Origin of the sequence: Pseudomonas sp. PA1(2017) (assembly GCF_001945375.1) — a bacterium.
GTDB lineage: Bacteria > Pseudomonadota > Gammaproteobacteria > Pseudomonadales > Pseudomonadaceae > Aquipseudomonas.
On record NZ_MSXU01000010.1, the window covers coordinates 378,144 to 403,321 of the forward strand.

The 25,178-nt window shown below is 62.7% G+C and carries 23 protein-coding genes; 11 read left to right on the forward strand and 12 right to left on the reverse strand.

The window, feature by feature from the left end; genetic code table 11:
- The first annotated feature begins 732 nt into the window (after window positions 1–732).
- The 3 genes from BVH01_RS16235 (at window position 733) to BVH01_RS16245 (ending at window position 3,567) form a co-directional block, all read left to right on the forward strand.
- Window positions 733–1,731 (forward strand): alpha/beta hydrolase, encoded by a 999-nt coding sequence (locus BVH01_RS16235; RefSeq protein ID WP_256562784.1) that lies wholly within the window; start codon window positions 733–735, stop codon window positions 1,729–1,731.
- Window positions 1,732–2,751: 1,020 nt separating this feature from the next.
- Window positions 2,752–2,964 carry a cold-shock protein gene (locus BVH01_RS16240; RefSeq protein ID WP_003284681.1) on the forward strand — a complete coding sequence of 71 codons (213 nt, stop codon included), beginning with the start codon at window positions 2,752–2,754 and terminating at the stop codon, window positions 2,962–2,964.
- Between the two features lie 99 nt (window positions 2,965–3,063).
- The gene (locus BVH01_RS16245) at window positions 3,064–3,567 is read left to right on the forward strand and encodes an RDD family protein (protein ID WP_075931326.1); all 504 of its coding nucleotides are present in this window, start codon (window positions 3,064–3,066) and stop codon (window positions 3,565–3,567) included.
- A gap of 46 nt (window positions 3,568–3,613) precedes the next feature.
- Here BVH01_RS16245 and lptG read toward each other — a convergent pair whose 3' ends face one another.
- Together lptG and lptF are read right to left on the reverse strand one after the other, a co-directional pair.
- Complete coding sequence (lptG, locus tag BVH01_RS16250) at window positions 3,614–4,675, reverse strand: LPS export ABC transporter permease LptG (RefSeq protein WP_075931327.1); 1,062 nt, start codon at window positions 4,673–4,675, stop codon at window positions 3,614–3,616.
- The gene (lptF, locus tag BVH01_RS16255) at window positions 4,668–5,780 is read right to left on the reverse strand and encodes an LPS export ABC transporter permease LptF (RefSeq protein WP_075931328.1); all 1,113 of its coding nucleotides are present in this window, start codon (window positions 5,778–5,780) and stop codon (window positions 4,668–4,670) included. Before lptF ends, lptG begins: the two co-directional genes overlap by 8 nt.
- A 145-nt stretch (window positions 5,781–5,925) precedes the next feature.
- On the opposite strand from lptF, the gene BVH01_RS16260 reads away from it, so the two are divergent.
- From BVH01_RS16260 to BVH01_RS16285, 6 genes are all read left to right on the forward strand, one after another.
- Window positions 5,926–7,416 (forward strand): leucyl aminopeptidase, encoded by a 1,491-nt coding sequence (locus tag BVH01_RS16260; RefSeq protein ID WP_075931329.1) that lies wholly within the window; start codon window positions 5,926–5,928, stop codon window positions 7,414–7,416.
- A 123-nt stretch (window positions 7,417–7,539) separates the two neighbouring features.
- Window positions 7,540–7,959 (forward strand): DNA polymerase III subunit chi, encoded by a 420-nt coding sequence (locus BVH01_RS16265; RefSeq protein WP_075931330.1) that lies wholly within the window; start codon window positions 7,540–7,542, stop codon window positions 7,957–7,959.
- Between the two features lie 9 nt (window positions 7,960–7,968).
- Entirely contained in the window at window positions 7,969–8,376 is a 408-nt protein-coding gene (locus BVH01_RS16270) for a DNA polymerase III subunit chi (RefSeq protein WP_075931331.1), read from the forward strand.
- Between the two features lie 125 nt (window positions 8,377–8,501).
- Window positions 8,502–11,333 carry a valine--tRNA ligase gene (locus BVH01_RS16275; protein WP_075931332.1) on the forward strand — a complete coding sequence of 944 codons (2,832 nt, stop codon included), beginning with the start codon at window positions 8,502–8,504 and terminating at the stop codon, window positions 11,331–11,333.
- A 121-nt stretch (window positions 11,334–11,454) separates the two neighbouring features.
- Complete coding sequence (locus BVH01_RS16280) at window positions 11,455–11,751, forward strand: helix-turn-helix domain-containing protein (RefSeq protein WP_075931388.1); 297 nt, start codon at window positions 11,455–11,457, stop codon at window positions 11,749–11,751.
- A 30-nt stretch (window positions 11,752–11,781) separates the two neighbouring features.
- Window positions 11,782–13,611, forward strand: coding sequence for an SLC13 family permease (locus BVH01_RS16285; RefSeq protein ID WP_075931333.1), 1,830 nt, complete (start codon window positions 11,782–11,784; stop codon window positions 13,609–13,611).
- A 170-nt stretch (window positions 13,612–13,781) separates the two neighbouring features.
- Here the strand turns inward: BVH01_RS16285 and BVH01_RS16290 are convergent, their stop codons facing one another.
- A complete protein-coding gene (locus BVH01_RS16290) occupies window positions 13,782–14,249 on the reverse strand; it encodes a bacteriohemerythrin (protein WP_075931334.1) in 468 nt (155 codons plus the stop codon).
- A gap of 177 nt (window positions 14,250–14,426) precedes the next feature.
- Between BVH01_RS16290 and rlmF the strand changes: the two genes are divergently transcribed.
- On the forward strand, window positions 14,427–15,419 hold the full coding sequence (rlmF, locus tag BVH01_RS16295; RefSeq protein WP_075931335.1) for a 23S rRNA (adenine(1618)-N(6))-methyltransferase RlmF: 993 nt from the start codon (window positions 14,427–14,429) through the stop codon (window positions 15,417–15,419).
- On the opposite strand, the gene BVH01_RS16300 is transcribed toward rlmF, so the two are convergent.
- Window positions 15,416–16,306 (reverse strand): universal stress protein, encoded by an 891-nt coding sequence (locus BVH01_RS16300; protein WP_075931336.1) that lies wholly within the window; start codon window positions 16,304–16,306, stop codon window positions 15,416–15,418. The two genes, rlmF and BVH01_RS16300, sit on opposite strands and share 4 nt — an antisense overlap.
- Window positions 16,307–16,397: 91 nt before the next feature.
- Window positions 16,398–17,027: a DUF998 domain-containing protein gene (locus BVH01_RS16305; RefSeq protein ID WP_075931337.1), complete on the reverse strand. Its 630-nt coding sequence runs from the start codon at window positions 17,025–17,027 to the stop codon at window positions 16,398–16,400.
- Window positions 17,028–17,213: 186 nt separating this feature from the next.
- Between BVH01_RS16305 and BVH01_RS16310 the strand changes: the two genes are divergently transcribed.
- Window positions 17,214–18,833, forward strand: a complete 1,620-nt coding sequence (locus BVH01_RS16310; protein WP_075931338.1) for an NAD(P)/FAD-dependent oxidoreductase — start codon at window positions 17,214–17,216, stop codon at window positions 18,831–18,833.
- On the opposite strand, the gene BVH01_RS16315 is transcribed toward BVH01_RS16310, so the two are convergent.
- The 7 genes from BVH01_RS16315 to BVH01_RS16345 all read right to left on the reverse strand — a co-directional run bounded on the left by BVH01_RS16315 (window position 18,827) and on the right by BVH01_RS16345 (window position 25,151).
- A complete protein-coding gene (locus BVH01_RS16315; protein ID WP_075931339.1) occupies window positions 18,827–19,336 on the reverse strand; it encodes a GNAT family N-acetyltransferase in 510 nt (169 codons plus the stop codon). The genes BVH01_RS16310 and BVH01_RS16315 overlap by 7 nt on opposite strands.
- Before the next feature lie 94 nt (window positions 19,337–19,430).
- Window positions 19,431–19,763: a Na+/H+ antiporter subunit G gene (locus BVH01_RS16320; protein WP_075931340.1), complete on the reverse strand. Its 333-nt coding sequence runs from the start codon at window positions 19,761–19,763 to the stop codon at window positions 19,431–19,433.
- A gap of 13 nt (window positions 19,764–19,776) precedes the next feature.
- Window positions 19,777–20,046, reverse strand: coding sequence for a K+/H+ antiporter subunit F (locus tag BVH01_RS16325; RefSeq protein WP_013792415.1), 270 nt, complete (start codon window positions 20,044–20,046; stop codon window positions 19,777–19,779).
- Window positions 20,031–20,534, reverse strand: a complete 504-nt coding sequence (locus tag BVH01_RS16330) for a Na+/H+ antiporter subunit E (protein ID WP_075931341.1) — start codon at window positions 20,532–20,534, stop codon at window positions 20,031–20,033. The genes BVH01_RS16325 and BVH01_RS16330 overlap by 16 nt, the downstream gene beginning before the upstream one ends.
- Window positions 20,531–22,033, reverse strand: a complete 1,503-nt coding sequence (locus BVH01_RS16335; RefSeq protein WP_075931342.1) for a monovalent cation/H+ antiporter subunit D — start codon at window positions 22,031–22,033, stop codon at window positions 20,531–20,533. The genes BVH01_RS16330 and BVH01_RS16335 overlap by 4 nt, the downstream gene beginning before the upstream one ends.
- On the reverse strand, window positions 22,033–22,359 hold the full coding sequence (locus tag BVH01_RS16340) for a Na+/H+ antiporter subunit C (protein WP_075931343.1): 327 nt from the start codon (window positions 22,357–22,359) through the stop codon (window positions 22,033–22,035). Before BVH01_RS16340 ends, BVH01_RS16335 begins: the two co-directional genes overlap by 1 nt.
- Window positions 22,359–25,151 (reverse strand): monovalent cation/H+ antiporter subunit A, encoded by a 2,793-nt coding sequence (locus tag BVH01_RS16345; protein ID WP_075931344.1) that lies wholly within the window; start codon window positions 25,149–25,151, stop codon window positions 22,359–22,361. Before BVH01_RS16345 ends, BVH01_RS16340 begins: the two co-directional genes overlap by 1 nt.
- Window positions 25,152–25,178: the final 27 nt, after the last annotated feature.

Here is a 25,178-nt window from a genome sequence, read left to right on the forward strand (position 1 = left end):
ATGGCGTAAACAGTACCACGCAACAGCCATTTGCTGCCCTCTCCTGTACCGACCGTATAACCGTAACAATCAGGTAATCCGCCACTTGCACGCAACTGCCGTTATGTGCACAATGCTGCCCGCTTTGGGGAGAGTCTCCCCCGGGGCACCAAACAATCAAAAAAGGCCTTGATCTCCAAGGCCTTTTTTATGGTCGGCGTAAAACTGGTGCGACACTCGAATAGGCGCCCCCGGCGGAACCCGATTCCAGGCTACGCACGCGAGCCTCGAGCAGCCCCACCGACCAATGCGCTCACTGTCGACTTGAGCCTGAAGCCCCGCCCGTAGACGCCTCCAGCTTACGGCACTCAATCACAGCCCCCATGAACCTGACGGCAACGACAGCTCATTTCGAAGAACGAAGACTGCACAGTGCCATATCGACAGCCAATTGCTTTCTGAAGCTGGCTACTGCTCGGCGGCCTGCTTATGATTGCTCGTCCATACCACCCTGGACGGCTTTGCAGCCGGCACTGCGCAGCGTTACGGGCAAGCCGCGGGCGAACGACCTGCCCAGAGATTGCACCGCGGTGATGCTAGGGACTGCCTTGTTCGGGCGAGCGTCGACGCGAGCGCAGCGATTGCATCTGAACACCAGATACACGATGGCCACCCGCAAGTAGCAGCTCCATGACAGCGGAAACTGGCGTTTTCCACACCTCAGGGCCAACCAGTACAAGCAGGGGATAAACCTTGAATAAGCAACCGGATGGACTGAAAGTGCCGGAGCGCATCATGCCGTTTCCTCGCTCAATCAGCGACGAGGCACGCGCGGTATTGGCCAAACTCGTCAGCCCCGAGGGCATGCCCTACAACGCAGGCCATACATTGCCCGCACTGTCAGATCATGATGCATGGCGGGCGCTTCAACGAGTGATTGGGGCCCAATATGACGCAATGCTAGAGGCGCGTGCGACCGCATCCAGTGCAACGGTCATGACCGTGCAGATCGGACATGCGCAAGTTCATATCGCCACGCCTGCCGCGAACCATTGCTCGAAATCGGCCTACATCCATCTGCATGGCGGCGCATTGATCAGCGGTGGCGGTAGTGCATGCCGCGAGGCAGGACGCATAATCGCCGAACGCCATAACATCCGCTGCTATTCCGTCGACTATCGCCTACCTCCCGACCACCCCTTCCCGGCGGCATTAGACGACTGCGTGACGACGTACCAACACGTCCTGCAACAACACAGTCAGGTTGTCGTCGGCGGCCAATCCGCTGGCGGCAATCTCGCTGCCGCGCTCGTTGCCAAGGCTCGCGACATGGAAATCCCCCTGCCTGCGGGCTTAGTGCTTTTGTCACCAGAGGTCGATCTTACCGAGTCAGGCGATAGCTTTGAGGTCAATCGGCTCGTGGATGTGCGCCTACCAAGCTCACTGATGGCGTGCAACCTTCTTTATGCCAATGGGGCAGATCTCGCGCACCCCTATCTGTCACCACTATTTGCCGACCTCGATGGATGGCCATCTACATTTCTGCAATCGGGTACCCGTGATCTGTTTTTATCCAATGCCGTGCGGATGCACCGCCGTCTTCGGCAAGCGGGCGTTGCCGCAGAATTGCATGTTTTCGAGGCAATGCCGCATGGAGGCTTCGGTTCAGCGCCTGAAGACGAAGAACTCAGCGAGGAACTTGATCGATTCTTGCATAAGGTATGCGCCCCATGTAATCAGGACCGCGAATAATCAAAGCCCAGCCTGTCGTGCACGACTTCAGGGCCTCTCTTAAAACGTTGGTGAGGCAGCCAGCGCAAGGCAAAAACAGGCGAAAGAGCGGAGTTTACGTACTGTAAATGAGCATTTTGAGCCTGTTTTTAACGCCGCGCTGACACACGGATAGTTTTTAGAGGCGCCCTTTAGCGGCTCAATAATTCAGGGCCTGATACAAGATACCGGCGGAACCTGGCACGGAGCCGGTGCAGCCACTCGCGTTTGTGTCGCCGGATCAGATCCGACCGATATCAACGCCATGAACAGGGGAAATGCCCGCTGACGCCATGAAGCACCTGGCCACGAAACGCCTGGGACGAGGCATACCTGCCCCGGGCAGCTGAGCAATTCGTGCACGCTCATGGCGAGCCCCTGAACCGTCAGCCCCACTCACTGGCGCCCGCGCAGTGAAACACCGGTTCGCCGCCGAGCCCATGCAGCCCGCAAAGACTGGAATCCACGCTTGATGGATACCCAGGCACAGCCTCCCTTGGCCCAAGCGAATGGCGTAAGCAGTACCACGCAACAACCATGATCTGCCCTGTGCCGCACCGATGGTATAACCGTAACAATCAGGCAATCCGCTGCTTGCGCGTAACTGCCATAATGTGCACAATGCTGCCCGCCCTGGATAAGGTCGCCCAGGGCATGCTATATCCTTCAACTGTTGCCAACTTGTGACAACTCGCACTAAAACAGTGCCGTGTATCGCCTTGATGCACATGCTTGAGCCATTATAAGAACCCATACGAAACGTGCACCAGAGCCTCGCGAAGATCACGCGGGTTTTCGCGTGCCCGAGGGGTTGGCATTTGCGCAAAAGTTAGCGTAGAGTTCAGCCACTGTGTTTGCATGGGTCGCCGAGAATCGTGACCTGATGCAGTAGATCGCCCTAGATCCGCTACATCCCGTTCGACTTCCATCACTCCTTGCAACCAGTCTTCAGTCCTCTACACATGGAGGCTGTCATCAACTCTAGTTCCAAGGAAAAGAGACATGTCGAATCGTCAGAACGGTACCGTCAAGTGGTTTAACGACGAGAAAGGTTTTGGTTTTATCACTCCAGAAAGCGGTCCGGATCTGTTCGTACATTTCCGCGCTATCGAAGGTAACGGCTTCAAGAGCCTGAAAGAAGGCCAGAAAGTTAGCTTCGTTGCTGTACAAGGTCAAAAAGGCATGCAGGCTGACCAGGTTCAAATCCAGGAATAAGCCGCTGCTTGAAAAAACCCCTGACTCACGTCAGGGGTTTTTTTATGCCTGCAACTTAGTATCCGCGCTCCAACCGCCCTTATTCATGCGAACGACCTTATGCCGAAATCAGCACTACGCCCACAAGGCGACTTTCCTCCGGCAGGCCTGGGACGGCGCCTGGCCGCCGTGCTGTATGACGGCTTCCTGTGCATCGCCCTGATGATCGTAGTGGGCTTCATCTACAAGCTGATCCAGATGGCCATCTACGGCGAGGCGCAACTGCGGCAGTGGGCAGATGCCGGCGCACTGGACCATGATCCACTGCTTTCCACCGCGCTGCTGCTGAGCCTGTTCGGGTTCTTCGCCAAATTCTGGACCCACGGCGGCCAGACCCTGGGCATGCAGGTGTGGGGCATTCGCGTGCAGAATGCCGATGGTACAGCGATCACCCTCTGGCAGGCGCTGTTGCGCTTCCTGATCGCCATCCTGTCATGGCTGGCATTGGGCCTGGGCTTTCTGTGGGCACTGGTCGACAAGCGCAACCGCACCTGGCATGACCTGTATTCGGATAGCGTCATCGTGCGCCTGCCCAAGCACGCGCATCGCAACGGAAAGACTTGAAGAAGTGAAAGCGCGCCCTTCCCATTAGTGGGAAGGGCGTACTGGATCACCCCGCCCGGCGCAATAACCAAAGGCCGGCGATGGCACAGATGCTGGCTGGAAGCAGCACCGCCACCAGTGGCGAGAAGCCGAATACCAGGCTCGACGGGCCGAGCAGATCCTGGGCGATGCGGAACACGAAGCCCACCAGCACACCAGTGAACACGCGCTGCCCCAGGGTGACCGAGCGCAGCGGGCCGAAGATGAAGGAAATCGCCATCAGTACCAGCGCAGCAGTCACCAGCGGCTGCAGCACCTTGGTCCAGAACGCCAGCCAGTAATTGCCGTTGTTCAGGCCCTGTTCTTTCAGGTAATGGATGTAGTTCCACAAGCCAGTGATCGACAGCGCCTCGGGCTCCAGCACCACGGTGCCGAGCAACTGCGGGCTGAGCTCGATGTCCCAGCGCTCGGTCGGCGCCTTGACGACTTCGGTGCGGCGGTCGTGGAACAGCGTGGTTGCCACGTCCTCCAGCTCCCAGTAGCTGCCCTCATAAGTGGCACGACGCGCGAAGCTGGACGACTCCAGACGGCGGTCGTCATCGAAGCGGTAGCGAGTCACCCCGAACAGCACGCCACCCGGCTGCACGGCGTTGATGTGCACGAACTCCTGCCCCTGACGGTGCCACATACCGCGCTTGGCAGTCTGCGCTTCGCCGCCGCCCTGAGCCATGGCACGGCTGGCCTGGGCCTGGTTTTCGGTCCAGGGCGCCACGTACTCGCCGATCAGAATGCCGACCAGCATCAGCGCCAGCATGGGCTTCATCACACCCCAGACGATGCGCCCGATCGACACACCGGCCGCACGCATGATGGTCAGTTCGCTGTTGCTGGCCAGCGTACCCAGGCCGATCAGACAGCCCACCAACGCCGCCATCGGCAGCATGTCGTAGATGCGCCGCGGTGCGGTCAGCAGCACGTACCAAAGCGCGTCGCCGATGCCATAGCTGCCTTCGATATCGCCCAGTTCATCGATGAGCGCGAACAGCAGGGCCAGGCCGACGATGATGCCGAGCACAGCCAGAATGGCGAACAGCACCTGCACGCCGATGTAGCGATCCAGCTTAACCACGAGCGATCTCCCGACGGCTTACCAACTTCAGACGCAACGGCTCCCAATAGAGCAACGCCAGGCCAACCAGCAGGAACAACAGGTGCACGCCCCACAGCCCGATGTAGGGCGGGATACGCCCCTTGTCCAGCGCACTGCGAGCCGCTACCAGCAAGCCGAGATAAGTCATGTAGAGGAGAATGGCCGGCAGCAGCTTGAGGAAACGGCCCTGACGCGGGTTGACCCGCGACAGCGGTACGGCCATCAGGGTGACGATGAACACCAGCAACGGGATGGAGATACGCCACTGCAGCTCGGACTGCATGCGCGGCTCGTCGCTGCCGAACAGCTGCGAAGTCGGAATCGCCTCGCGCTCGCTGATGTCCGCCGCCACCGACGGCTTGGGCAGCAGCACGCCATAGGTGTCGTACTGGATCACCCGGTAATCGGCCTGCCCTGGATTGCCGTCATAGCGGTAGCCGTTTTCCAGGATCAGGTACCGGCTGCCATCGGGCTGAACTTCCTGGCGGCCACTTTCGGCGACCAGCACACTGATGCCGCGATCCTTGTCGCCCTCGCGGGACACGCGCTTGTCGGAGATGAAGATGCCGCCCAGCTCCGTACGGTCATCCGACAGATCACGGGTGTAGGTAACGCGCGTGCCGTCGCGCATCGACTGGAAACGCCCGGGCACCAGGGTATCGAACTCGGTCAGGGCGTCCTGCTGATTGAAGATCCTGGCGACCTGGGTCACGCCCTGCGGCGCCAGGCCCATGCTCAGCCAGGCCACCAGCAGCGCTACCACGGTGGCAGGCGCGAGGCTATAGAGGAACAGCCGTTGCTGGCTCATGCCGGTGGCGGACAGCACGGTCATTTCGCTATCCAAGTACAGCCGCCCGTAAGCCAGCAGGAAGCCCAGGAACAGGCCCAGGGGCAGAATCAGTTGCAGGAAGCCGGGCAGGCGAAAACCCATGATCAGGAACAGCACGCTGGGATCGAGTATCCCCTGGGCCGCCTGGGCCAGGTACTTGATGAAGCGGCCACTCATGATGATTACCAGCAGTACGGCACTCACCGCACTCAGGGTAACCAGAACCTCTCGGGACAAATATCGGAAGACGATCAAACAGACACTCCAGGGTTGTCAGGCTCAGGCGGCTGTGCTCAAACTAGCCGAACTGCATGCTGGCCCGCACTTTCAAGCGAACCGGCCGAAAAAATTGTCGTCCATTATCCTGCATTCGCGACTCGTTGTCTTGGGGACACCACGCATGGAATTTATCGTCAAAAGCGCTCGCCCGGAAACACTGAAAACCGCCACTCTGGTCATCCCTGTAGGTGAAGGTGGCAAACTCGGCGCCACCGCCAAGGCGGTGGACGCAGCCAGCGGCGGCGCCATCGCCGCCCTGCTCAAGCGCGGCGACCTGGCGGGCAAGCCCGGCCAGACCCTGCTGGCGCATGGCGTTGCCAACCTCAAGGCCGAGCGCGTGCTGCTGGTCGGCACGGGTAAGGACGCCGAACTGTCTGACCGCCAACTGCGCAAATTGATCGCTGCCGTTTATGGCGCGCTGAAGAATCTTGCCGGCAGCGATGCCCTGCTGGCCCTGCAGGACGTACAGGTAAAAGGCCGCGATGCCTACGGCAAGGCCCGCCTGCTGGTGGAAAGCCTGGCGGATGCCGGCTACCAGTTCGATCGTTTCAAGAGCCAGAAGGCGACGCCCGGTGCTCTTAAGAAGATCACCCTGATCACCGACAAGGCCGATACTGCCGCCGTCGAGCGCGCCACCCGCGAGGCGCGCGCCATCGCCATCGGCATGGCGCTGACCAAGGACCTGGGCAACCTGCCGCCGAACATCTGCCACCCCAGCTACCTCGCCGAGCAGGCCAGGGAACTGGGCAAGGCGCACAAGAACCTCAAGGTCGAAATCCTCGACGAGAAGAAGCTGCAAACCCTCGGCGCCGGCGCCTTCCTGGCAGTGGGCCAAGGCAGCGAGCAGCCGCCGCGGATGATCGTCATGCAGTACAACGGCGGCAAGAAAGGCGACAAGCCCCACGCCCTGGTAGGCAAGGGCATCACCTTCGACACCGGCGGCATCAGCATCAAGCCGGCCGCCAACATGGATGAAATGAAGTACGACATGGGCGGCGCCGCCAGCGTGTTCGGCACGCTGCGCGCCGTGCTCGAACTGCAGTTGCCGATCAACCTGGTTTGCCTGCTGGCCTGTGCCGAGAACATGCCCAGCGGCGGTGCGACGCGCCCCGGCGACATCGTCACCACCATGAGCGGCCAGACCGTGGAAATCCTCAACACCGACGCCGAAGGTCGCCTGGTGCTGTGCGACACCCTGACCTACGCCGAGCGCTTCAAGCCGCAATCGGTGATCGACATCGCCACCCTCACCGGCGCCTGCATCGTCGCGCTGGGCAGCAACGTTTCCGGCCTGATGGGCAATGACGACGAACTGGTCAACCAGATTCTCGCCGCCGGCCGCCAGGCCGACGACCGCGCCTGGCAATTGCCGCTGTACGACGAATACCAGGAGCAACTGGATAGCCCGTTCGCCGACATCGCCAATATCGGCGGGCCGAAAGCTGGCACCATCACTGCTGGCTGCTTCCTGTCGCGCTTCACCAAAGCCTACAAATGGGCTCACCTGGACATCGCCGGTACCGCCTGGGTCAGCGGCGGCAAGGACAAAGGCGCCACTGGCCGCCCGGTGCCGCTGCTCACCCAGTACCTGCTCGACCGCGTACCGGCCTGATCAGCAGCGCCCCGAGGGTGGCCGCTCTGGCCACCCTCGCCCGCCGCCCAACCTGCCCTGCCCGAAACCGCTCAATACGCTTTTCGCTTGAAGCTTGCCGCTTGAAGCCCGACACTTGCCGCCATGCCCCGAATCGAATTCTACGTACTGTCGTCGGCCACCCCAGCCGAACGCCTGCGCGCTGCCTGCCAGCTTGCCGGCAAAGCCTGGCGAGCCGGCTTGCCGGTGTTCCTGCGCGGTCGCGACAGCGCGCAATGCAACGAACTCGACGAGCTGCTCTGGCGAGCCCGCCAGGAAAGCTTCATCCCCCACGGCCTGCATCAGGATGATCCGCACGGACCGGTGGTGATCGGCCTGGACGAAGAGCCCGCGGCGCAGCAAGCAGTGCTGATCAACCTCAGCAGCACGCTCAGTCCGCATATCGACCGTTTCAGCCGGGTGATCGAGATCGTCAACCAGGAACCCGACCTGCTGACCGCCTGCCGGGAGAATTTCCGCAGTTACCGGCAGCGCGGCTATGATCCCAAACGTGTCGAACTGTAGACCCCTGCCATGGACAACCTGAACCCTCCCCACAAACCCGGCGCCCTGCTGAGCGATCTCGAATCGATTCGCGAACTGCTCGATGACGACCTCGACCCGCCGCTACTCACTGACAAGTTCGACCCGGACGACATCCCCGTACTCTCCGACGTGGTACGCGCCCCCGAACCGGTTCTCGCCGCGCAACCCGCCATTCCGGTCAGCGCCGCCGGCATCGCTTCCGAGGACGAGCTGCGCCAGACCGTGCAACGCGCCATTGGCCGTGACAACGAGATCAATCGCCTGGACACCGAGCTGCGCGCCGCGGCACAACTGCTGCTGCAGGATGTGATCGACGACTTCGTGCCGCAGATCGAGGCCGAACTCAAGCGCCGCTTGCAGGCACGTCTCAACCGCCTGCTGCCTCCACGTCGCTGACCCTCCCCCTGCCCTGACAGCGTTTTCCCGCTCGACCGATAGCCGCGAGAGCGGAAGAAAACTGCGCGGCGGTTGGTTATACTGCTCGGCTTTTCCGATCAGACGCCAGAAGGGTCCCGCCGCGCATGGACAAGACCTACCAGCCCCACGCCATCGAAACCGCCCTGTACGAAAACTGGGAGGCGAAAGGCTACTTCGCTCCGCAGGGTTCGGGTGAGCCCTACACCATCATGATCCCGCCGCCGAACGTCACCGGCAGCCTGCACATGGGCCACGGCTTCAACAACGCGATCATGGACGCGCTGATCCGTTTCCGCCGCATGCAGGGCCGCAACACCCTGTGGCAGCCGGGCACCGACCACGCCGGTATCGCCACCCAGATGGTGGTGGAGCGTCAACTGGCCGCTCAAGGCATCGACCGTCACGACCTGGGCCGCGAGAAGTTCCTCGACAAGGTCTGGGAATGGAAGAACGAGTCCGGCGGCACCATCACCCGGCAGATCCGCCGACTGGGCAGCTCGGTGGACTGGTCGCGCGAGCGCTTCACCATGGACGACGGCCTGTCCGAAGCGGTCAAGGAAGCCTTCGTGCGCCTGTTTGATGACGGCCTGATCTACCGCGGCAAGCGTCTGGTCAACTGGGACACCAAGTTCCACACCGCGATCTCCGACCTCGAGGTGGAAAACCACGACGAGAAGGGCCACCTGTGGAACCTGCGCTACCCGTTGGCCGACGGCAACAAGACCGCCGAAGGCAACGACTACCTGATCGTCGCCACCACCCGCCCGGAAACCCTGCTCGGTGACGCCGCCGTTGCCGTGCACCCGGAAGACGAACGCTACAAAGCGCTGATTGGCCAATACGTCGAGCTGCCGCTGGTGGGGCGCCGCATCCCAATCATCGCCGACGATTATTGCGACCCGGAGTTCGGCACCGGCTGCGTGAAGATCACCCCGGCCCACGACTTCAACGACTACGAAGTCGGCAAGCGCCACAACCTGCCGCTGATCAACATCTTCGACAAGGACGCCGCCGTCCTGCCGGGCGCGCAGATCTTCAACCTCGACGGCAGCGTCAACGCCCTGCTCGACGCCAGCCTGCCAGCTGCCTACGCCGGCCTGGATCGCTTCGAGGCACGCAAGCGCATCGTCGCCGACATCGACACCCTGGGCCTCCTGGACAAGATCGATGACCATGCCCTGAAGGTGCCCAAGGGCGACCGCTCCGGCACCGTCATCGAGCCATGGCTGACCGATCAGTGGTACGTCTCCACCAAACCGCTGGCCGAAAAGGCCATCGCGGTGGTCGAGAGCGGCGAAATCCAGTTCGTGCCCAAGCAGTATGAAAACATGTACTTCAGCTGGATGCGCGACATCCAGGACTGGTGCATCAGCCGTCAGCTGTGGTGGGGCCACCGCATTCCGGCCTGGTACGACGAAGCCGGCAACGTCTACGTGGGCCGCGACGAAGCCGAAGTGCGTGCCAAGCACAGCCTGGGCGACATCGCCCTGCGCCAGGACGATGACGTCCTGGATACCTGGTTCAGCTCCGGTCTGTGGACCTTCTCGACCCTCGGCTGGCCCGAGCAGACCGACTTCCTTAAGACCTTCCACCCCACCGACGTGCTGGTCACCGGTTTCGACATCATCTTCTTCTGGGTCGCCCGGATGATCATGATGTCCACCCACCTGACCGGACAGATCCCGTTCAAGACCGTCTACGTGCACGGCCTGGTGCGCGACGGCCAGGGCCAGAAGATGTCCAAGTCCAAGGGCAACGTGCTCGACCCGCTGGACATCGTCGACGGCATCGACCTGGAAACCCTGCTGGCCAAACGCACCAGCGGCATGATGCAGCCCAAGCTCGCCGAGAAGATCGCCAAGCAGACCAAGGCCGAATTCCCGGAAGGCATCGCCAGCTACGGCACCGACGCCCTGCGTTTCACCTTCTGTTCGCTGGCCACCACCGGCCGCGACGTGAAGTTCGACATGGGCCGCGTCGAGGGCTATCGCAACTTCTGCAACAAGCTGTGGAACGCCGCCAACTTCGTCATCGAGAACACCGATGGCCAGGACACCGGTGTGAATGGTGAACAAGTCGATCTGTCGCCGGTCGATCGCTGGATCATCTCCGCGCTGCAGCGTTGCGAGCAGGACGTGACCCGACACCTCGACGCCTTCCGCTTCGACCTGGCCACCCAGGCCCTGTACGAATTCGTCTGGGACGAGTACTGCGCCTGGTACTTGGAACTGGTCAAGCCGGTGCTGTGGGACGAGTATGCCCCCATCGAGCGCCAGCGCGGCACCCGCCGCACGCTGGTGCGTGTGCTGGAAGTGATCCTGCGTCTGGCTCACCCGTTCATGCCGTTCATCACCGAAGAGATCTGGCAGCGTATCAAGGACCAGGCCGGCGTCAGCGGCGAAACGCTGATGCTGCAACCCTGGCCGGTGGCCAACGAAAGCCGCATCGACGCGGCCGCCGAAGGCGACATCGAGTGGGTCAAGCAACTGATGCTCGGCGTACGGCAGATCCGTGGCGAGATGAAGATCTCCATGGCCAAGCGCATCGACGTCATCCTCGCCAACGCCTCGGCCTCCGACCTGCGCCGCCTCAACGACAACGCCCCGCTGCTCAACAAGCTGGCCAAGTTCGAGTCGGTGAAGGTGCTGGCTGCTGGCGAACAAGCGCCGATGTCCGCCACCGCCCTGGTCGGCGACATGCAGGTGCTGGTGCCGATGGCCGGCCTGATCGACAAGGAAGCCGAACTGGCGCGCCTGGACAAGGAGATCCAGCGCCTGGAAGGTGAAGCCAAACGGGTCGGCGGCAAGCTGGCCAACGAGGGCTTCGTCGCCAAGGCCCCGGCTGAAGTACTGGAGAAGGAACGCGCCAAGCTGGCCGAGGCCGAACAGGCGCTGGCCAACCTGGTGGAGCAGCGCGGCAAGATCGCCAGCCTGTAAGCCAGTGAGCTGAAAAAACGGCCCGCCGCGGTAACGACCCGGCGGGCCGTTTTCGTTTATGGGCATGCCGTGTCGCATCAGGCAGTATGCTCTCGATTCTTCACACGATCGGACGATGCAAATGGACGTGAGCAAGACCAAGACCAGCTTCTACCGCCGCCTCTACGTGGCCTGGTTGATCGACAGTGGCACCGCCGATAGCATGCCAGCCCTGATGGCCGCCACCGGAATGCCCCGTCGCACGGCCCAGGACACCCTGAGCGCGCTGGAGGAGCTGGACATCCACTGCGAATTCCAGCAGCAGGACGGCGAGCGTAACAATGCCGGCCATTACGTGATCCGCGACTGGGGCGCCATCGACAAACGCTGGATCGCCGCCAACCTGCAGCAGATCAAGGCTGTTCTCGGCTATCCCTGAGACACTGCGCAGCGGCCAAAAGGACTGACCATGACCCTCGATTTGCTTCTGGTGCTCGGCCTGCTGTTCACCGCAGTGGTGCTGTTCGTCATCAACAAACCGCGCATGGACGTGGTCGCCTTGATGATACTCATCGCCCTGCCGCTGACCGGCGTGCTGACCATTCAGGAAACCCTGGCCGGCTTCGCCGACCCCAGCGTGATCCTGATCGCTGCGCTGTTCGTGATCGGCGAGGGCCTGGTGCGTACCGGCATTGCTTATCGCCTAGGCGACTGGCTGGTGGCCAAAGCAGGCAGCAGCGAAACCCGCCTGCTGGTCTTGCTGATGGTGGCAGTGGCCGGGCTGGGCTCGGTGATGAGTTCGACTGGCGTGGTGGCGATCTTCATTCCGGTAGTGCTCGGCGTGGCGGCGCGGCTGAAGATCACGCCGGGGCGATTGATGATGCCGTTGGCCTTCGCCGGTTTGATCAGCGGCATGCTGACCCTGGTAGCTACGCCGCCTAACATGGTGGTGCACAGTGAGCTGCTGCGGGCTGGGCTGCCGGGTTTCAGTTTCTTCAGCTTCACGCCCATCGGCCTCGCCGTGCTGGTGCTTGGCGTGCTCTACATGCTCGCCACGCGGCGCTGGCTGCAGCGCGACGTCGATAGCGACGCCTCGGCGCCGCCACGCCTGACGCTCGCCGATCTGGCCGACAGCTACCGCCTTAGTGAACGGGAACGGCGCCTGCAGGTACGTGCCGACTCGCCCCTGGCCAATCAGGCGCTGGACGAGCTGCAGCTGCGTTCACAGTACGGCATCAACGTGATCGCGGTGGAGCGCCAGCGGCAGTTCCGCACCCTGCTCTTGATGGCCACCGGCAATACCCAGTTGCTACCCGGCGACGTACTACTGGTCGACCTGGCCAGCCCGGCCATTGCGGTGCTCGGCGCCTATCAGGAGCTGGGCCTGGAGGCGCTGCCGTTGCGCAACTCCTACTACAGCGTGCACTCCCACGAGCTGGGCCTTGCCGAAGTGGCGCTGCCGCCAGAATCCCAGTTGCCCGGCAAGACCATTCAGGAGCTTGGGCTGCGCAGCCGCTACAAGCTCAACGTGGTCGGCCTGCGCCGTCATGGCCAAGCGCTGGAGGGCCTGCTGGTGGACGAAAAACTGACCCACGCCGACACCCTGTTGGTGGCCGGCAGCTGGAAGCAGATCCACCACTTGCAGAGCCTCAACCGTGATTTTCTGGTGCTCAGCCTGCCGGCCGAAGTGGACGAGGTGGCGCCCGCCGCGCGCAAGGCGCCCTATGCCCTGCTGAGCTTGGCGGTGATGGTCGCCCTGATGATCAGCGGCCTGGTCCCCAACGTCATGGCCGCGCTGATCGGTTGCCTGCTGATGGGCGCCTTCCGCTGTATCGACATGCCCAGCGCCTACCGTTCCATCCACTGGCCGAGCCTGATCCTGATCGTCGGCATGCTGCCGTTCGCCCTGGCCCTGCAGAAAACCGGCGGCATCGACCTGGCAGTTAACGGTCTGGTCGGCGCCCTCGGCAACGCCGGGCCACGGGTGATCCTCGCCAGCCTGTTCGCGGTTACCGCCCTGATCGGCCTGTTCATCTCCAACACCGCGACTGCCGTGCTGATGGCGCCCGTGGCCATCGCTACCGCCCAGGCATTGGGGGTGTCGCCACTGCCATTCGCCATGACCGTCGCCCTCGCCGCCTCGGCTGCCTTCATGACACCCATTTCCTCGCCGGTGAACACCCTGGTGCTGGGGCCTGGTCAGTACCGCTTCGGAGATTTCGTGCGTATCGGTGTGCCGTTCACCATTCTGGTGATGATCGTCAGCGTGGTGATGGTGCCGTGGATATTTCCGCTGTAGCTCAAGGCAGCGGCGGGATCAAAGGGAAGCGGCCGTTCGCGATTTCGTGGGAGGGGCTTTAGCCGCGAGTGCTTTACGCATAACCAGGCAAAATCGAGGCTTAAGGATCGCCGCCCGGCCTCTTCCACAAAAGCTCTTCTCACCGTCCGCTTATCGTTTGAAACCGCACGCTACGCGGCGCGAAAGAAGCGCCGCTTGGCACGGTTCAGCCAACCATCCTCGGCCTTGTCGGCCGCCAGACGCCGCAGATTTTCGGTGACTGCCGCCACGTAGTTCTGGTCGTCGTTGCGGATGTGCCCGAACAGCCAGCGGCCCAGCAGGCTGCGTAGTTCGTCGCAGACATCCTCGCCTTGCCGGAACCGCGCGCGGTAGTCCTCGACGCGGCGGATGAACAGCTCGTGCACCCGCTTGTGCGCCTTGGTGAATACGTATCCCGCTTCCTCGAGCATCGCCTCCTCGAAGGCGAAATGGGAGCTGGTGTAATCCACCAGTTCTTCGATCACCAGCGCTACGTTCTCGCGCGCACCATTGTGCTGCGCCGCATACAGCTCGTTGATCATGTCGACGATGCGTCGGTGCTGACCGTCGATCACCGCGATTCCGGTGTTCAGGTCATCACTCCAACTGAGATAGGCCATGGCCGTGCCCCTGTCATTCCCCTGGATGGGGCCAGTCTAGAGTCGGCCGAGCGGTTGCCGGTTGACCTGGATCAGTGCATACCCAGGCGCGCACCTGGGCGCGAGAGCCGCTTCACATCAAGACACCGAGCACGGCGCCAGCGGCTGTGGGAAAATGCCCGGCCCGTCACCTGCGCAATGATCAGCATGCCCGCCAAACGTCCGTCGAAACCGCCCGCCTCGCCTGAAAAAGGCCAGTTGCACCCCCGCAATCGCCATCAGGGCCGTTATGATTTTCCGGCCTTGATCAAGGCCAGCCCGGAGCTGGGCGCGTTCGTGATCGTCAACCCCTACGGCAACCAGAGCATCGACTTCGCCAACCCGGCGGCCGTGAAGGTGTTCAACCGCGCACTGCTCAAGCAGTTCTACGGCATCAATCACTGGGATATTCCCGCCGACTACCTGTGCCCGCCGATTCCGGGGCGCGCTGACTACCTGCACTATCTGGCCGATCTGCTAGCCGATGACAACCGCGGTGAAATTCCCCGCGGCGCGGCCGTACGGGCGCTGGATATCGGCGTGGGTGCCAATTGCATCTACCCGCTGCTGGGTAACCGCGAATACGGCTGGCGCTTTCTGGGCGCGGACATCGCGCCCGAGGCCATTGCCTCGGCAACGGCCATCGTGCACGCGAACTCTGGCCTGCGCGATCAGATCGAGCTACGCCTGCAGGCGGATGCCGGGCACGTCTTCAGCAATCTGTTGCAGAGCGACGAACGTTTCGAGCTCACCCTCTGCAACCCACCCTTCCACGCCTCGGCAGCCGAAGCCAGCAGCGGCAGCAAGCGCAAATGGCGCAACCTCGGCAAGCTCGACCCGAAGCGTAAACTGCCGGTGCTCAACTTTGGCGGCCAGGCAGCCGAGCTGTGGTGCCCGGGTGGCGAAGCGGCGTTCGTGGCGCGGCTGATCGGCGAAAGCGCCGAGCATCGTGACCAGGTGCTGTGGTTCAGCACGCTGATCTCCAAGGCAGGCAATCTGCCCGGCGTATACGCCACGCTGAAGAAGGTCGGCGCCGTGAACTCCCGCACGGTAGAAATGAGCCAAGGCCAGAAGCAGAGCCGCTTCGTGGCCTGGACCTTTCATACTGCCGAACAGCGCCAGCGCTGGATGAACGCGCGCAGCAGCGCTTAGTCGTCAGCGCGCGGCGCGCGCACGATCAGGGTATCGCACGGCACCCACTGCAGCAGTTCGCTGGCCGCGCTGCCCAGTAATACGTTCATCAGCCCGCTGCGCCCATGGGTGCCCATCACCACCAGATCGACGCCATGCTCACGCACGTAGTGACTCAGTGAAGCGGCCAGCGAGCCCTGCTCGATGACAATACGGGTACGCTTGCGCACCTCATCAGGCAGATCGCTGGAGGCAAGAAAGGCGGCGTAATCGCCCTCCTCGATGTACTGGCGTGTCCGCTCATCGATCACTCGTTCCAGACGGTCGGACATCGGCGCTTCGGTGGCGTGATAGAGCACCAGCTCGCGATCCGGGAAGTAGCACGCAGCCGCATGCAACGCATGGAGCGACGAATCGGAGAAATCGGTAGCCACGATGATGCGCCCATAGCGTCCTCGTGGCCGCCGACGCACCACCAGCAAGGGCTGCGGCAATTGCCGGGCCAGCAACTCGACCGTAGAGCCGAGCAGCAGGCGGCCCCATAATGCGTTGCTCGCCACGCCGGTGACCACCAGTGCGCTACCGGTCTCTCGTGCCGCCTTGGCAATGGCCTGTACGGGCTCACCCCGTTCGACGCGCAGGCGCACCTGCACATCCAGGCCCGACAGATCCTGCTGCAACTGCTGCTCGGCGAAACGTGCCAGGCTGGCGTCATCCCGATCACCCAGCCAGCCCAATACCAGATCCGGCCCCTGGACGACTTCCAGCACATTCACGCCTACCAGCAACGCCTGCCATTCACCGGCAAGTTGCACCGCACGGTCCAGCGCGCGGTCGCACCGCACGCTCAGGTCAGTGGCCAGCAACACGCTCGCCGGCGTTCCCTCGGCCCAGGGTTGTCTGCTCATCGCACACCTCGATATCCCCACAGAAGATAGGCCTAAGACCCTAGCAACTCTGCGCATAGAGAAACATCGACAAATCGTAAGCAAACACGAGTCAGATTGAGGGACGACGCATCAGCATCCATGCCAGCCCGGCAACCCACAGCAGCGATGCGCCGTAGTTGATGCGTTGATAAAGGCCGAAGCCGTGACCACTCTCCAGTGCAGCGGCCATCAGTGGCAAGGCGCCAAGAGCTGCCAACGTGCAGAACAGCGAAAACAGGGCGAAGCCTGGCGAGGTGAGCAGACGGCGGCCCAGCCACACCCAGAGCGCCCCCGCCAGCAACAGGCTGAACGCCATGATCAGCCCTGCCAGGTTGTGCAGGTTCTGGCTGGCCGAGGGATTTTCGGGCGCACAACCCGCGTCACAGGCGAAGTAGCCCGTGCCGAAGCTGCCCAGGCCATGAAGCATGATCAGCAGGCCGCTCAGGCGCGCCCAGCGGCTGCGGAAACTCAGCGCCACGGCTGTACCGAACAACAGAAACAGCACACCCAGTGGAAAATTGTTGATCGCTGGCGAGAGGGTTTGCGTAGGCGCGCCTTCGGCACCCAACACGCTCATGGCCTGGTCGACGTGGCTATAACCGGGATAAAGCGAACCAGCGACAGCCACGCCTAGAATCAGCCACAAGGGCGTGATCAATCCTGCGAAATACCCCAGCTTGAGCGTCCTGTTCGAATGCATGCGAGTTTCCTTTCCGTGGCGTGAACGTCCGTTCAGTGACGTGGCTCTGAAGACTCGCGACACATCGAATCGCGCAGCTACCCGTCGACTGCTTTACGCGAACTGCAGCCTGTCGAAGGTTTTTCGTCCATAATCGCCGCCCTCGAAAAGCTGCCGGGTTGCCTCCGGCCCTGAAAGGACGATCTCATGCTGCGCATCACCGAACTCAAACTGCCACTCGATCATGCCGATGACGCCCTGCGCCCGGCACTGGTCGAGCGCCTGGGCATCGACGACAACGAATTGCTCGAATTCAGCGTGTTCAAGCGCAGCTACGATGCCCGTAAGAAGTCCGGTGACATGCCGTTCATCTACACCCTGGATTTCAGTGCGCGCGACGAGGCTGCGCTGCTGGCGCGCTTCGCCAACGACCGCAATCTCGGCATCGCTCCTGACGTGAGCTACAAGCCGCTGAGCGTCAGCGCCGAACAACATCCTGCCCAGCGCCCGCTGGTGATCGGCTTCGGGCCATGCGGCATTTTCGCGGCGCTGCTCCTCGCGCAGATGGGCCTCAAACCCATCGTGCTCGAACGTGGCAAGGAAGTGCGTCAGCGCACCAAGGACACCTGGGGCCTGTGGCGCAAGAAAGTGCTCGATCCCGAGTCCAACGTGCAGTTTGGCGAGGGCGGCGCGGGCACCTTTTCCGACGGTAAGCTGTACAGCCAGATCAAGGATCCCAACCACTACGGGCGCAAGGTGCTGGAAGAGTTCGTCAAGGCTGGCGCGCCGGAGGAGATTCTCTACGTCAGCAAGCCGCATATCGGCACCTTCCGCCTGACCGGCGTGGTAGCTACCATGCGCGAAGAGATCAAGGCCCTCGGCGGCGAGGTGCGCTTCCAGCAGCGCGTCAGCGACGTATTGATCGAAGACGGTCAACTGGTCGGTGTCGAGTTGGAGAATGGCGAGCAGGTGCACAGCCGCCACGTCATCCTGGCCCTTGGCCACAGCTCGCGCGACACTTTCCGAGCCCTGCACAAGCGTGGCGTGTTCATGGAAGCCAAGCCCTTCTCCGTGGGCTTTCGCATCGAGCACCCGCAGTCGCTGATCGACCGTGCGCGCCTCGGCAAATATGCCGGCCACCCGAAACTCGGCGCAGCCGACTACAAGCTGGTGCACCACGCCAAGAACGGCCGCTCGGTTTACAGCTTCTGCATGTGCCCAGGCGGAACCGTGGTAGCGGCCACCAGCGAGCCGCACCGGGTGGTCACCAACGGCATGAGCCAGTACTCGCGTAACGAACGCAATGCCAACTCGGGCATCGTGGTCGGCATCACCCCGGAGCAGGATTATCCCGGCGGCCCGCTGGCTGGCGTCGAACTGCAGGAGCAGCTCGAATCCCACGCCTACGTACTCGGCGGCAGCAACTACGAGGCGCCGGGCCAACTGGTCGGCGACTTCATCGCCGGCAAGCCGAGCACCGCACTGGGCAGCGTCGAGCCCTCCTACAAACCGGGCATCAAGCTCGGTGACCTGGCACCCTCGCTGCCGGACTTCGCCATCGAAGCGATTCGTGAAGCGTTGCCTGCCTTCGCCAAGCAGATCAGGGGCTTCAACCTGCACGACGCGGTGCTGACCGGTATCGAAACGCGCACCTCATCGCCACTGCGCATTACCCGTGGCGAAGACCTGCAGAGCCTCAACGTACGCGGCCTGTTCCCGGCCGGTGAAGGTGCGGGCTATGCCGGTGGCATCCTGTCTGCCGGAGTCGACGGGATCCGTGTCGCCGAAGGTCTGGCACGCGCGCTGATGGGCCAGCAGGCTCAATAGGGCGTCTGCCAGCGACACAGGGTGGTGCGCTGCGAGCCATTGGGCCGGCGCTGGGGATCGGCGAACGTGGCAATCTCGACGAAGCCGGCCTTGCGCATCATGCCGGCCGAGGCGGCGTTCTGTTCATGGCGGTCGATGTAGATATCCACGATGCCCGCCGCCTCGATGTCCGCCACCACCTGGCGCAGCAACGCCGAGCCGATTCCCTGCCCTGCGGCATCGCGATGGGTCACCGCTTCGCAGATGTAAGCGTGTTCGGCATCGGCACGAGTGTCAGGTTGATGAGAGCGAAAGCGCCGGGTACGCACATGGCTGACGAAACCCAGTAGCGTGCCCTGCCCCTCGGCCAGCAGCACTTGGCTGCTGCCATCGGCGATGCCGCGCAGGTGAGCGGTCACCTCGGCCGGCGGCAGGTGGTTCCAGGGGTTGGGGCCATGTTCGAGGATCAGCGCGAGGAGCGCTTCGATGTCGGCGGCGTTCGCTGCCCGGTGCTGCCACTGCATCTGCCGAATCTCATGGGGAATGGGAACGGTGGCAGTCTAGGCCGTACTCAATCCTGTCGGCAGGCACAGTCGTGCAGCAAAACGGCAACCCAGTTCAGGATTCCCAGGGTCGCCCGCGGGTGCGACGCACCAGCTTGACCTTTTCCTGCATCGCCGACTTGGCGAGCATGTGGGCGCTGACCGGTGCGGTGATGAACAGGAACAGCGTGATCAGCAGCTCATGGAAGCTCAGCCCTTCGGTGTGACTGCTGAAGAAGATCATCGACGCCACCACCATGCTGCCCACTCCCAGGGTAGTGGCCTTGGTCGGGCCATGCAGGCGCGTGAAGAAGTCCGGCAGACGATACAGGCCGATGGCGCCGATCAGCGCGAACGAGCAGCCGACCAGTAAGAAAAACGCCACCAGTGCTTCGATCCAGAATGGCATGGCAACAACCTCCTCAGTCGATGATTTCGCCGTGCAGCAGGTGCTTGCCCACCGCCACGGTACCAACGAATCCCATGACGGCGATCAATAGCGCCGCCTCGAAGAACAGATCCGATTGCAGCCAGATGCCGAACACCACGATCAACGCCAAGGCGTTGATATACAGCGTGTCCAGCGCCAGTACCCGATCGGGCATGTCCGGGCCGCGCACCAGGCGAATCACGTTGAGCGTCACGGCGACGCCCATTAGCGCCATGCAGAAGGGAATCACGTAGGCGAGCATTCGAAAATCTCCATCAGCGGGGCTTCATAGCGCGACTTCACCTCGGCGATCAACGCCTGGTCGTCGGCCACATCCAGGCCGTGCAGCAGCAGGGTCTTGTGGTCGCTGCTCAGGCCCGAGGACACGGTGCCGGGCGTCAGCGATACGATACAGGCCAGCACCGAGAGCATGAATTCGTTCTCGATCTCCATGGGCACCTCGACGAATGCCGGGCGCAGTTTGCGGGTGGGGCCAAGTACCAGGCGGGCGACATGCAGGTTGGCGATGACGATGTCCCACAGCACCATCAGCAGGTAACGGCACAGCAGCACCGGGCGGCGCAGGCGCGGCACGTCGAGCATGAAGCCACTGCACAACAGGGCGATGCCCCAACCGAGAAACGCGCCCAGCAGCAGATGGCCGACGCTCGGCGCATTGACCATCAGCAGCCAGATCACCGTGAGCAGCACGGTGAGCATGGGATGGGGGAATAGACGGGACAGGCTCATCGCTCACCTCCGCGCACGATCTGCAGGTAGCTATTCACATCCAGCAACTGCTGGGCGACGGCGTCGGTATACTCGTGAACCGGCTGCGCTGCCGCTACCAACAGTGGCCCGCCCGCCAGCAGGCAAATGGTCGCCAGCGCGCGGATGCGATCGAACTCGGCATTCGACGCAGGCTCGCCCGTGCAGCGCCAGAACAGCGTGCTGCCGGCACGCGCAAGGGCGATGATCATGCCCAAGCCGCCGATCAGCACCACCGGCCAGAGCACCAGTGCCTGCCAGCCGGTTTCCACCGAGCGCAGCAGCATCAGCTTGCCTAGGAAACCGGAGAACGGCGGCAGGCCGGCCACCGAGATCGCGCCGATGAAGAAAAGCCCGCCAAGCAGCTTGGGTTGCAGCAGTTGCGGCCCCTTGCGCAGGCGCAGGCCGATTTCGCCGCGCTGACGGGCCAGCATATCGGCCAAGAGGAACAGGCCACCGCAGATCCAGGTGCTGTGAATCAGGTAATAGAGCGCTGCACTGAGGCTCTGCACGCTGCCCAGCGCAACGCCCGCCAACAGGGTGCCGACCGACACGATCACCAGGTAGCCGATCAGCCGACCGAGGCTGCGCGCTGCCAGCGCGCCAGTCACACCAAGTAGCAGGGTCAGCGCCGCTAGCGGCCACAGCAGGTACTCGACCAGATGAGCCAGTTGCCCCGCCTCGCTGCCGAACACCAGGGTGAACACGCGAATGATCGCGTACAACCCGACCTTGGTCATTATCGCGAACAACGCCGCAACCGGCGCCGTGGCCGCTGCATAGGCATTGGGCAGCCAGAAATACAGCGGCAGAATGGCGCCCTTCAGGCCGAATACGATCAACAGCAGATAGCCGGCAGCAGCGAGCAGATGCTGGCGGTCCGGATCGGCTTCGGCCACCTTCAATGCCAGGTCGGCGATGTTCAGCGTACCGAGCAGGCCGTAGAGGATGCCAATGCCGATCAGAAAGAACGAGGATGCCACCAGATTGAGCACCACATAGTGCATGCCGGCCTTGATGCGCTTCGGCCCACCGCCGTAGACCAGCAGCGAGTAGGAGGCGATCAGCAGGATCTCGAAGAATACGAACAGGTTGAACAGATCGCCCGTCAGGAAAGCGCCGTTGATGCCGACCAGTTGGAACTGCATCAGCGCGTGGAAGTTGGGGCCCCGCTCGTCGTCGCCACGTACCGCGTAAAGCACGGCGAAACTGGCAAGCGCCGCGGTCACCAGCAGCATCAGCGCTGCCAGGCGATCGAGCAGCAGGACGATACCGAACGGCGCCTGCCAGTTGCCCAGGGCGTAGACCTGCAGCGCACCGGCGTCTGCCTGCAGCACCAGCCAGACGCTCAGCGGCAGCAGCGACCAAGTGGCCAGCAGCGACACCCAGCGCTTGGCGGTGATCGACAATTGCGAGCGAATCAGCAACAGGCTGCCAGTGAACAGCGGGATGAGGATCGGCAGGATCAACGCATGATTCATCAGCGCGACTCCTCACCATCAACGTGGTCGGTACGCAGTTCACCGAGGGCACGCAACGACAGCACCACCACGAAGGCGGTCATGGCAAAGCCGATGACGATGGCGGTCAGCACCAGCGCCTGGGGAATCGGGTCGCCGTACTCGGCACTCTTGCCGATTACCGCGGGCACGCCGGTGCTCAAGCGGCCCATGGCGAAGAGGAACAGGTTCACCGCATAGGAGATCAGGGTGAGGCCCATGACCACCGGGTAGATGCGTGCGCGCATCAGCAGATAAACACCGCTGGCGGCCAGTACGCCAAGAGTGATGGCGAATAGCGCTTCCATCAGAGCACCTCCTTACTGGTTTCATCCTGGCTGACGTGGCCAATGTTGGAGAGGATCAGCAGCGTGGAACCGACCACCGCCAGGTAGACGCCCAGGTCGAAGAGCAGTGCGGTGGCCAGTTCGAACTTGCCTACCAGTGGCAGATGGAAATAATCGAATGCCGAGGTCAGGAACGGCGCGCCGAAAGCCAGGCTGCCCAGGCCGGTCAGCCCGGCGATCAGCACACCTAGGCCCGCGATGCTGTGGTAGCTCCAGGGCATACGCCGCTGAGTCCATTCCACGCCGTGGGCCACATACTGCAGGATTAGCGCGATGGCGGTGATCAGTCCGGCGATGAAGCCGCCGCCGGGAAGGTTGTGCCCGCGCAGGAAGATGAACGCCGATACCAGCAACGCCATCGGCAACAGGATGCGCGCAATGCTGTCGAGCACCATCGGGTGGCTGTCCCGCGACCAGGGCTTGCCGTTCGGATCGGTAAGCGGATGGGGCAGGTGCAGGCCCGCCAGCAGGCCGTAGATGCCGATCGCGGCGATGGCCAGCACGCTGATCTCGCCTAGAGTATCGAAGCCGCGGAAGTCGACCAGAATCACGTTGACCACGTTGGTGCCGCCGCCACCGCTGACGCTGTTCTCGATGAAGAACGACGAGATGCTGTCGTACGGCCGGGTCATCACCGCATAGGCCAGCAGCGCCACGGCGATGCCAGTGCCACCGGCCAGCAGCACGTCGCGCAGGCCACGCAGGCTGCTCGACTCCACGGGCGTGCGATCAGGCATGAAGAACAGCGCCAGCACCAGCAGAATGATGGTCACCACCTCCACCGACAACTGGGTCAAGGCCAGGTCCGGCGCCGAATAGCGGGCAAATGCCAGGGCCACCATCAGGCCTGCGCAGCTCAGAGTCATCAGCGCCTTGAGGCGATTGCGGTGGAAAGCCACGGTCAACACGGCCATCACGCACAGCACGGCCATGCCCAGGACGGTGATGCCATCGAGCGGCGTCAGGGCCACATCACCACTGAGCGATTCCATCGGCGACAGCGCGGTGATGATCAGGATCAGCGCGCTGAGCAACAGGAAGGCCACATAACGCTGTTGCGAGCCGCTTTCCAGGAGTTTGGTCACCCAGCGCGCGCTCTTCACCAGGCGCGCGTTGAGCAACTCGAACAGCTCCTTGGCGTCCACCTCGGGCATACCGTTGTACCAGCGGAACAGTGGCTCGCGGCAGGCATAGACGATAATGCCACCGATCAGCGCGACCACGCTCATGCCCAGCGGCACATTGAAGCCGTGCCAGATCGCCAGACTGTAGTACGGCACTGCCCCACCCAGGGTGGCGCTGGCTGCCGAGGCCAGCAACGGCGCCACGGTGTATGCCGGCAGCATGCCGACCAGCAGGCACAGGAACACCAGGATTTCTACCGGAATCTTCATGTAGCGCGGCGGCTCGTGGGGCGGATACTTGGGCAGATCCTTCGGTTCGCCGTTGAAGAACACGTCGTGGATGAAACGTAAGGAATAGGCTACCGAGAAGATGCCGGCCAAGGTCGCCACGGTGGGAATCATCCAGTTGAAGATACCCAGCAGGTCCTGATTGAGCGTCTCGGTGAAGAACATCTCCTTGCTGAGAAAGCCGTTGAGCAGCGGCACGCCGGCCATCGCCGAAGCGGCCACCATGGCCAGCACGGCAGTATGCGGCATGTACTTCCACAAACCGGCGATACGGCGCATGTCGCGGCTGCCGGTCTCGTGATCGATGATGCCGGCCGCCATGAACAGCGAGGCCTTGAAGGTCGCGTGGTTGATGATATGGAACACCGCGGCGACCGAAGACAGGTCGGTATTGAAACCGAACAGCAGAGTGATCAGGCCCAGGTGGCTGATCGTCGAGTAGGCCAGCAGCCCTTTGAGATCATGCTGGAACAACGCCATGATCGCGCCGAACAGCAGGGTCGCCATACCGGTCATGCTGACCAGGTAGAACCACCACTCCGTGCCCGCCAAGGCCGGGTAGAAACGGGCCAGCAGGAAAACGCCCGCTTTGACCATCGTTGCCGAATGCAGGTAAGCGGAAACCGGGGTGGGCGCCGCCATGGCCTGGGGCAGCCAGAAGTGGAACGGGAACTGCGCCGACTTGGTGAATACTCCGAGCAGGATCAGGATCAGGGTGATGGGATACATCCCGTGGCTGCGGATGGTATCGCCCGCCGCCAACACCTCGCTCAACTCGAAACTGCCGACGATGTTGCCCAGCAGCAGAATGCCGGCTAAAAGCGCCAAGCCACCGCCGCCCGTGACGGTCAACGCCATACGCGAGCCCCGACGGGCATCCGAGCTGCTGCTCCAGAAGCTGATCAACAGGAACGATGACAGACTGGTCAGTTCCCAAAACACCAGCATCAGCAGCATGTTCTCCGACAGCACCACGCCCAGCATGGCGCCCATGAACAGCAGCAGATAGGCGAAGAAACGCCCCATGGGCTCCTGCTTGCTCAGGTAATAGCGGGCATACAGAATAACCAGCAGGCCGATGCCGAGAATCATCAGGGCGAACAGAAAGCCCAGGCCATCGAGGCGCAGGCTCAGGTTGAGCCCCAACTCCGGCAGCCATGGATAGCTGACCACCTGCACGTCGCCGGCGAATACGGCCGGCTGCTGCAGCCACAGCAACACCAAGGCGGCGGCTGGGCCGAGCGCAGCGGCCAGTGCGCAGAGCGACCGCCCCATGCGGTCAGCCAGCAGCGGAAGAAAGATACCCAAAAATGGTAAGGCGATGATCAGCGCAAGCGCCATACACTAAACCCCTTGTACACGCCCGCC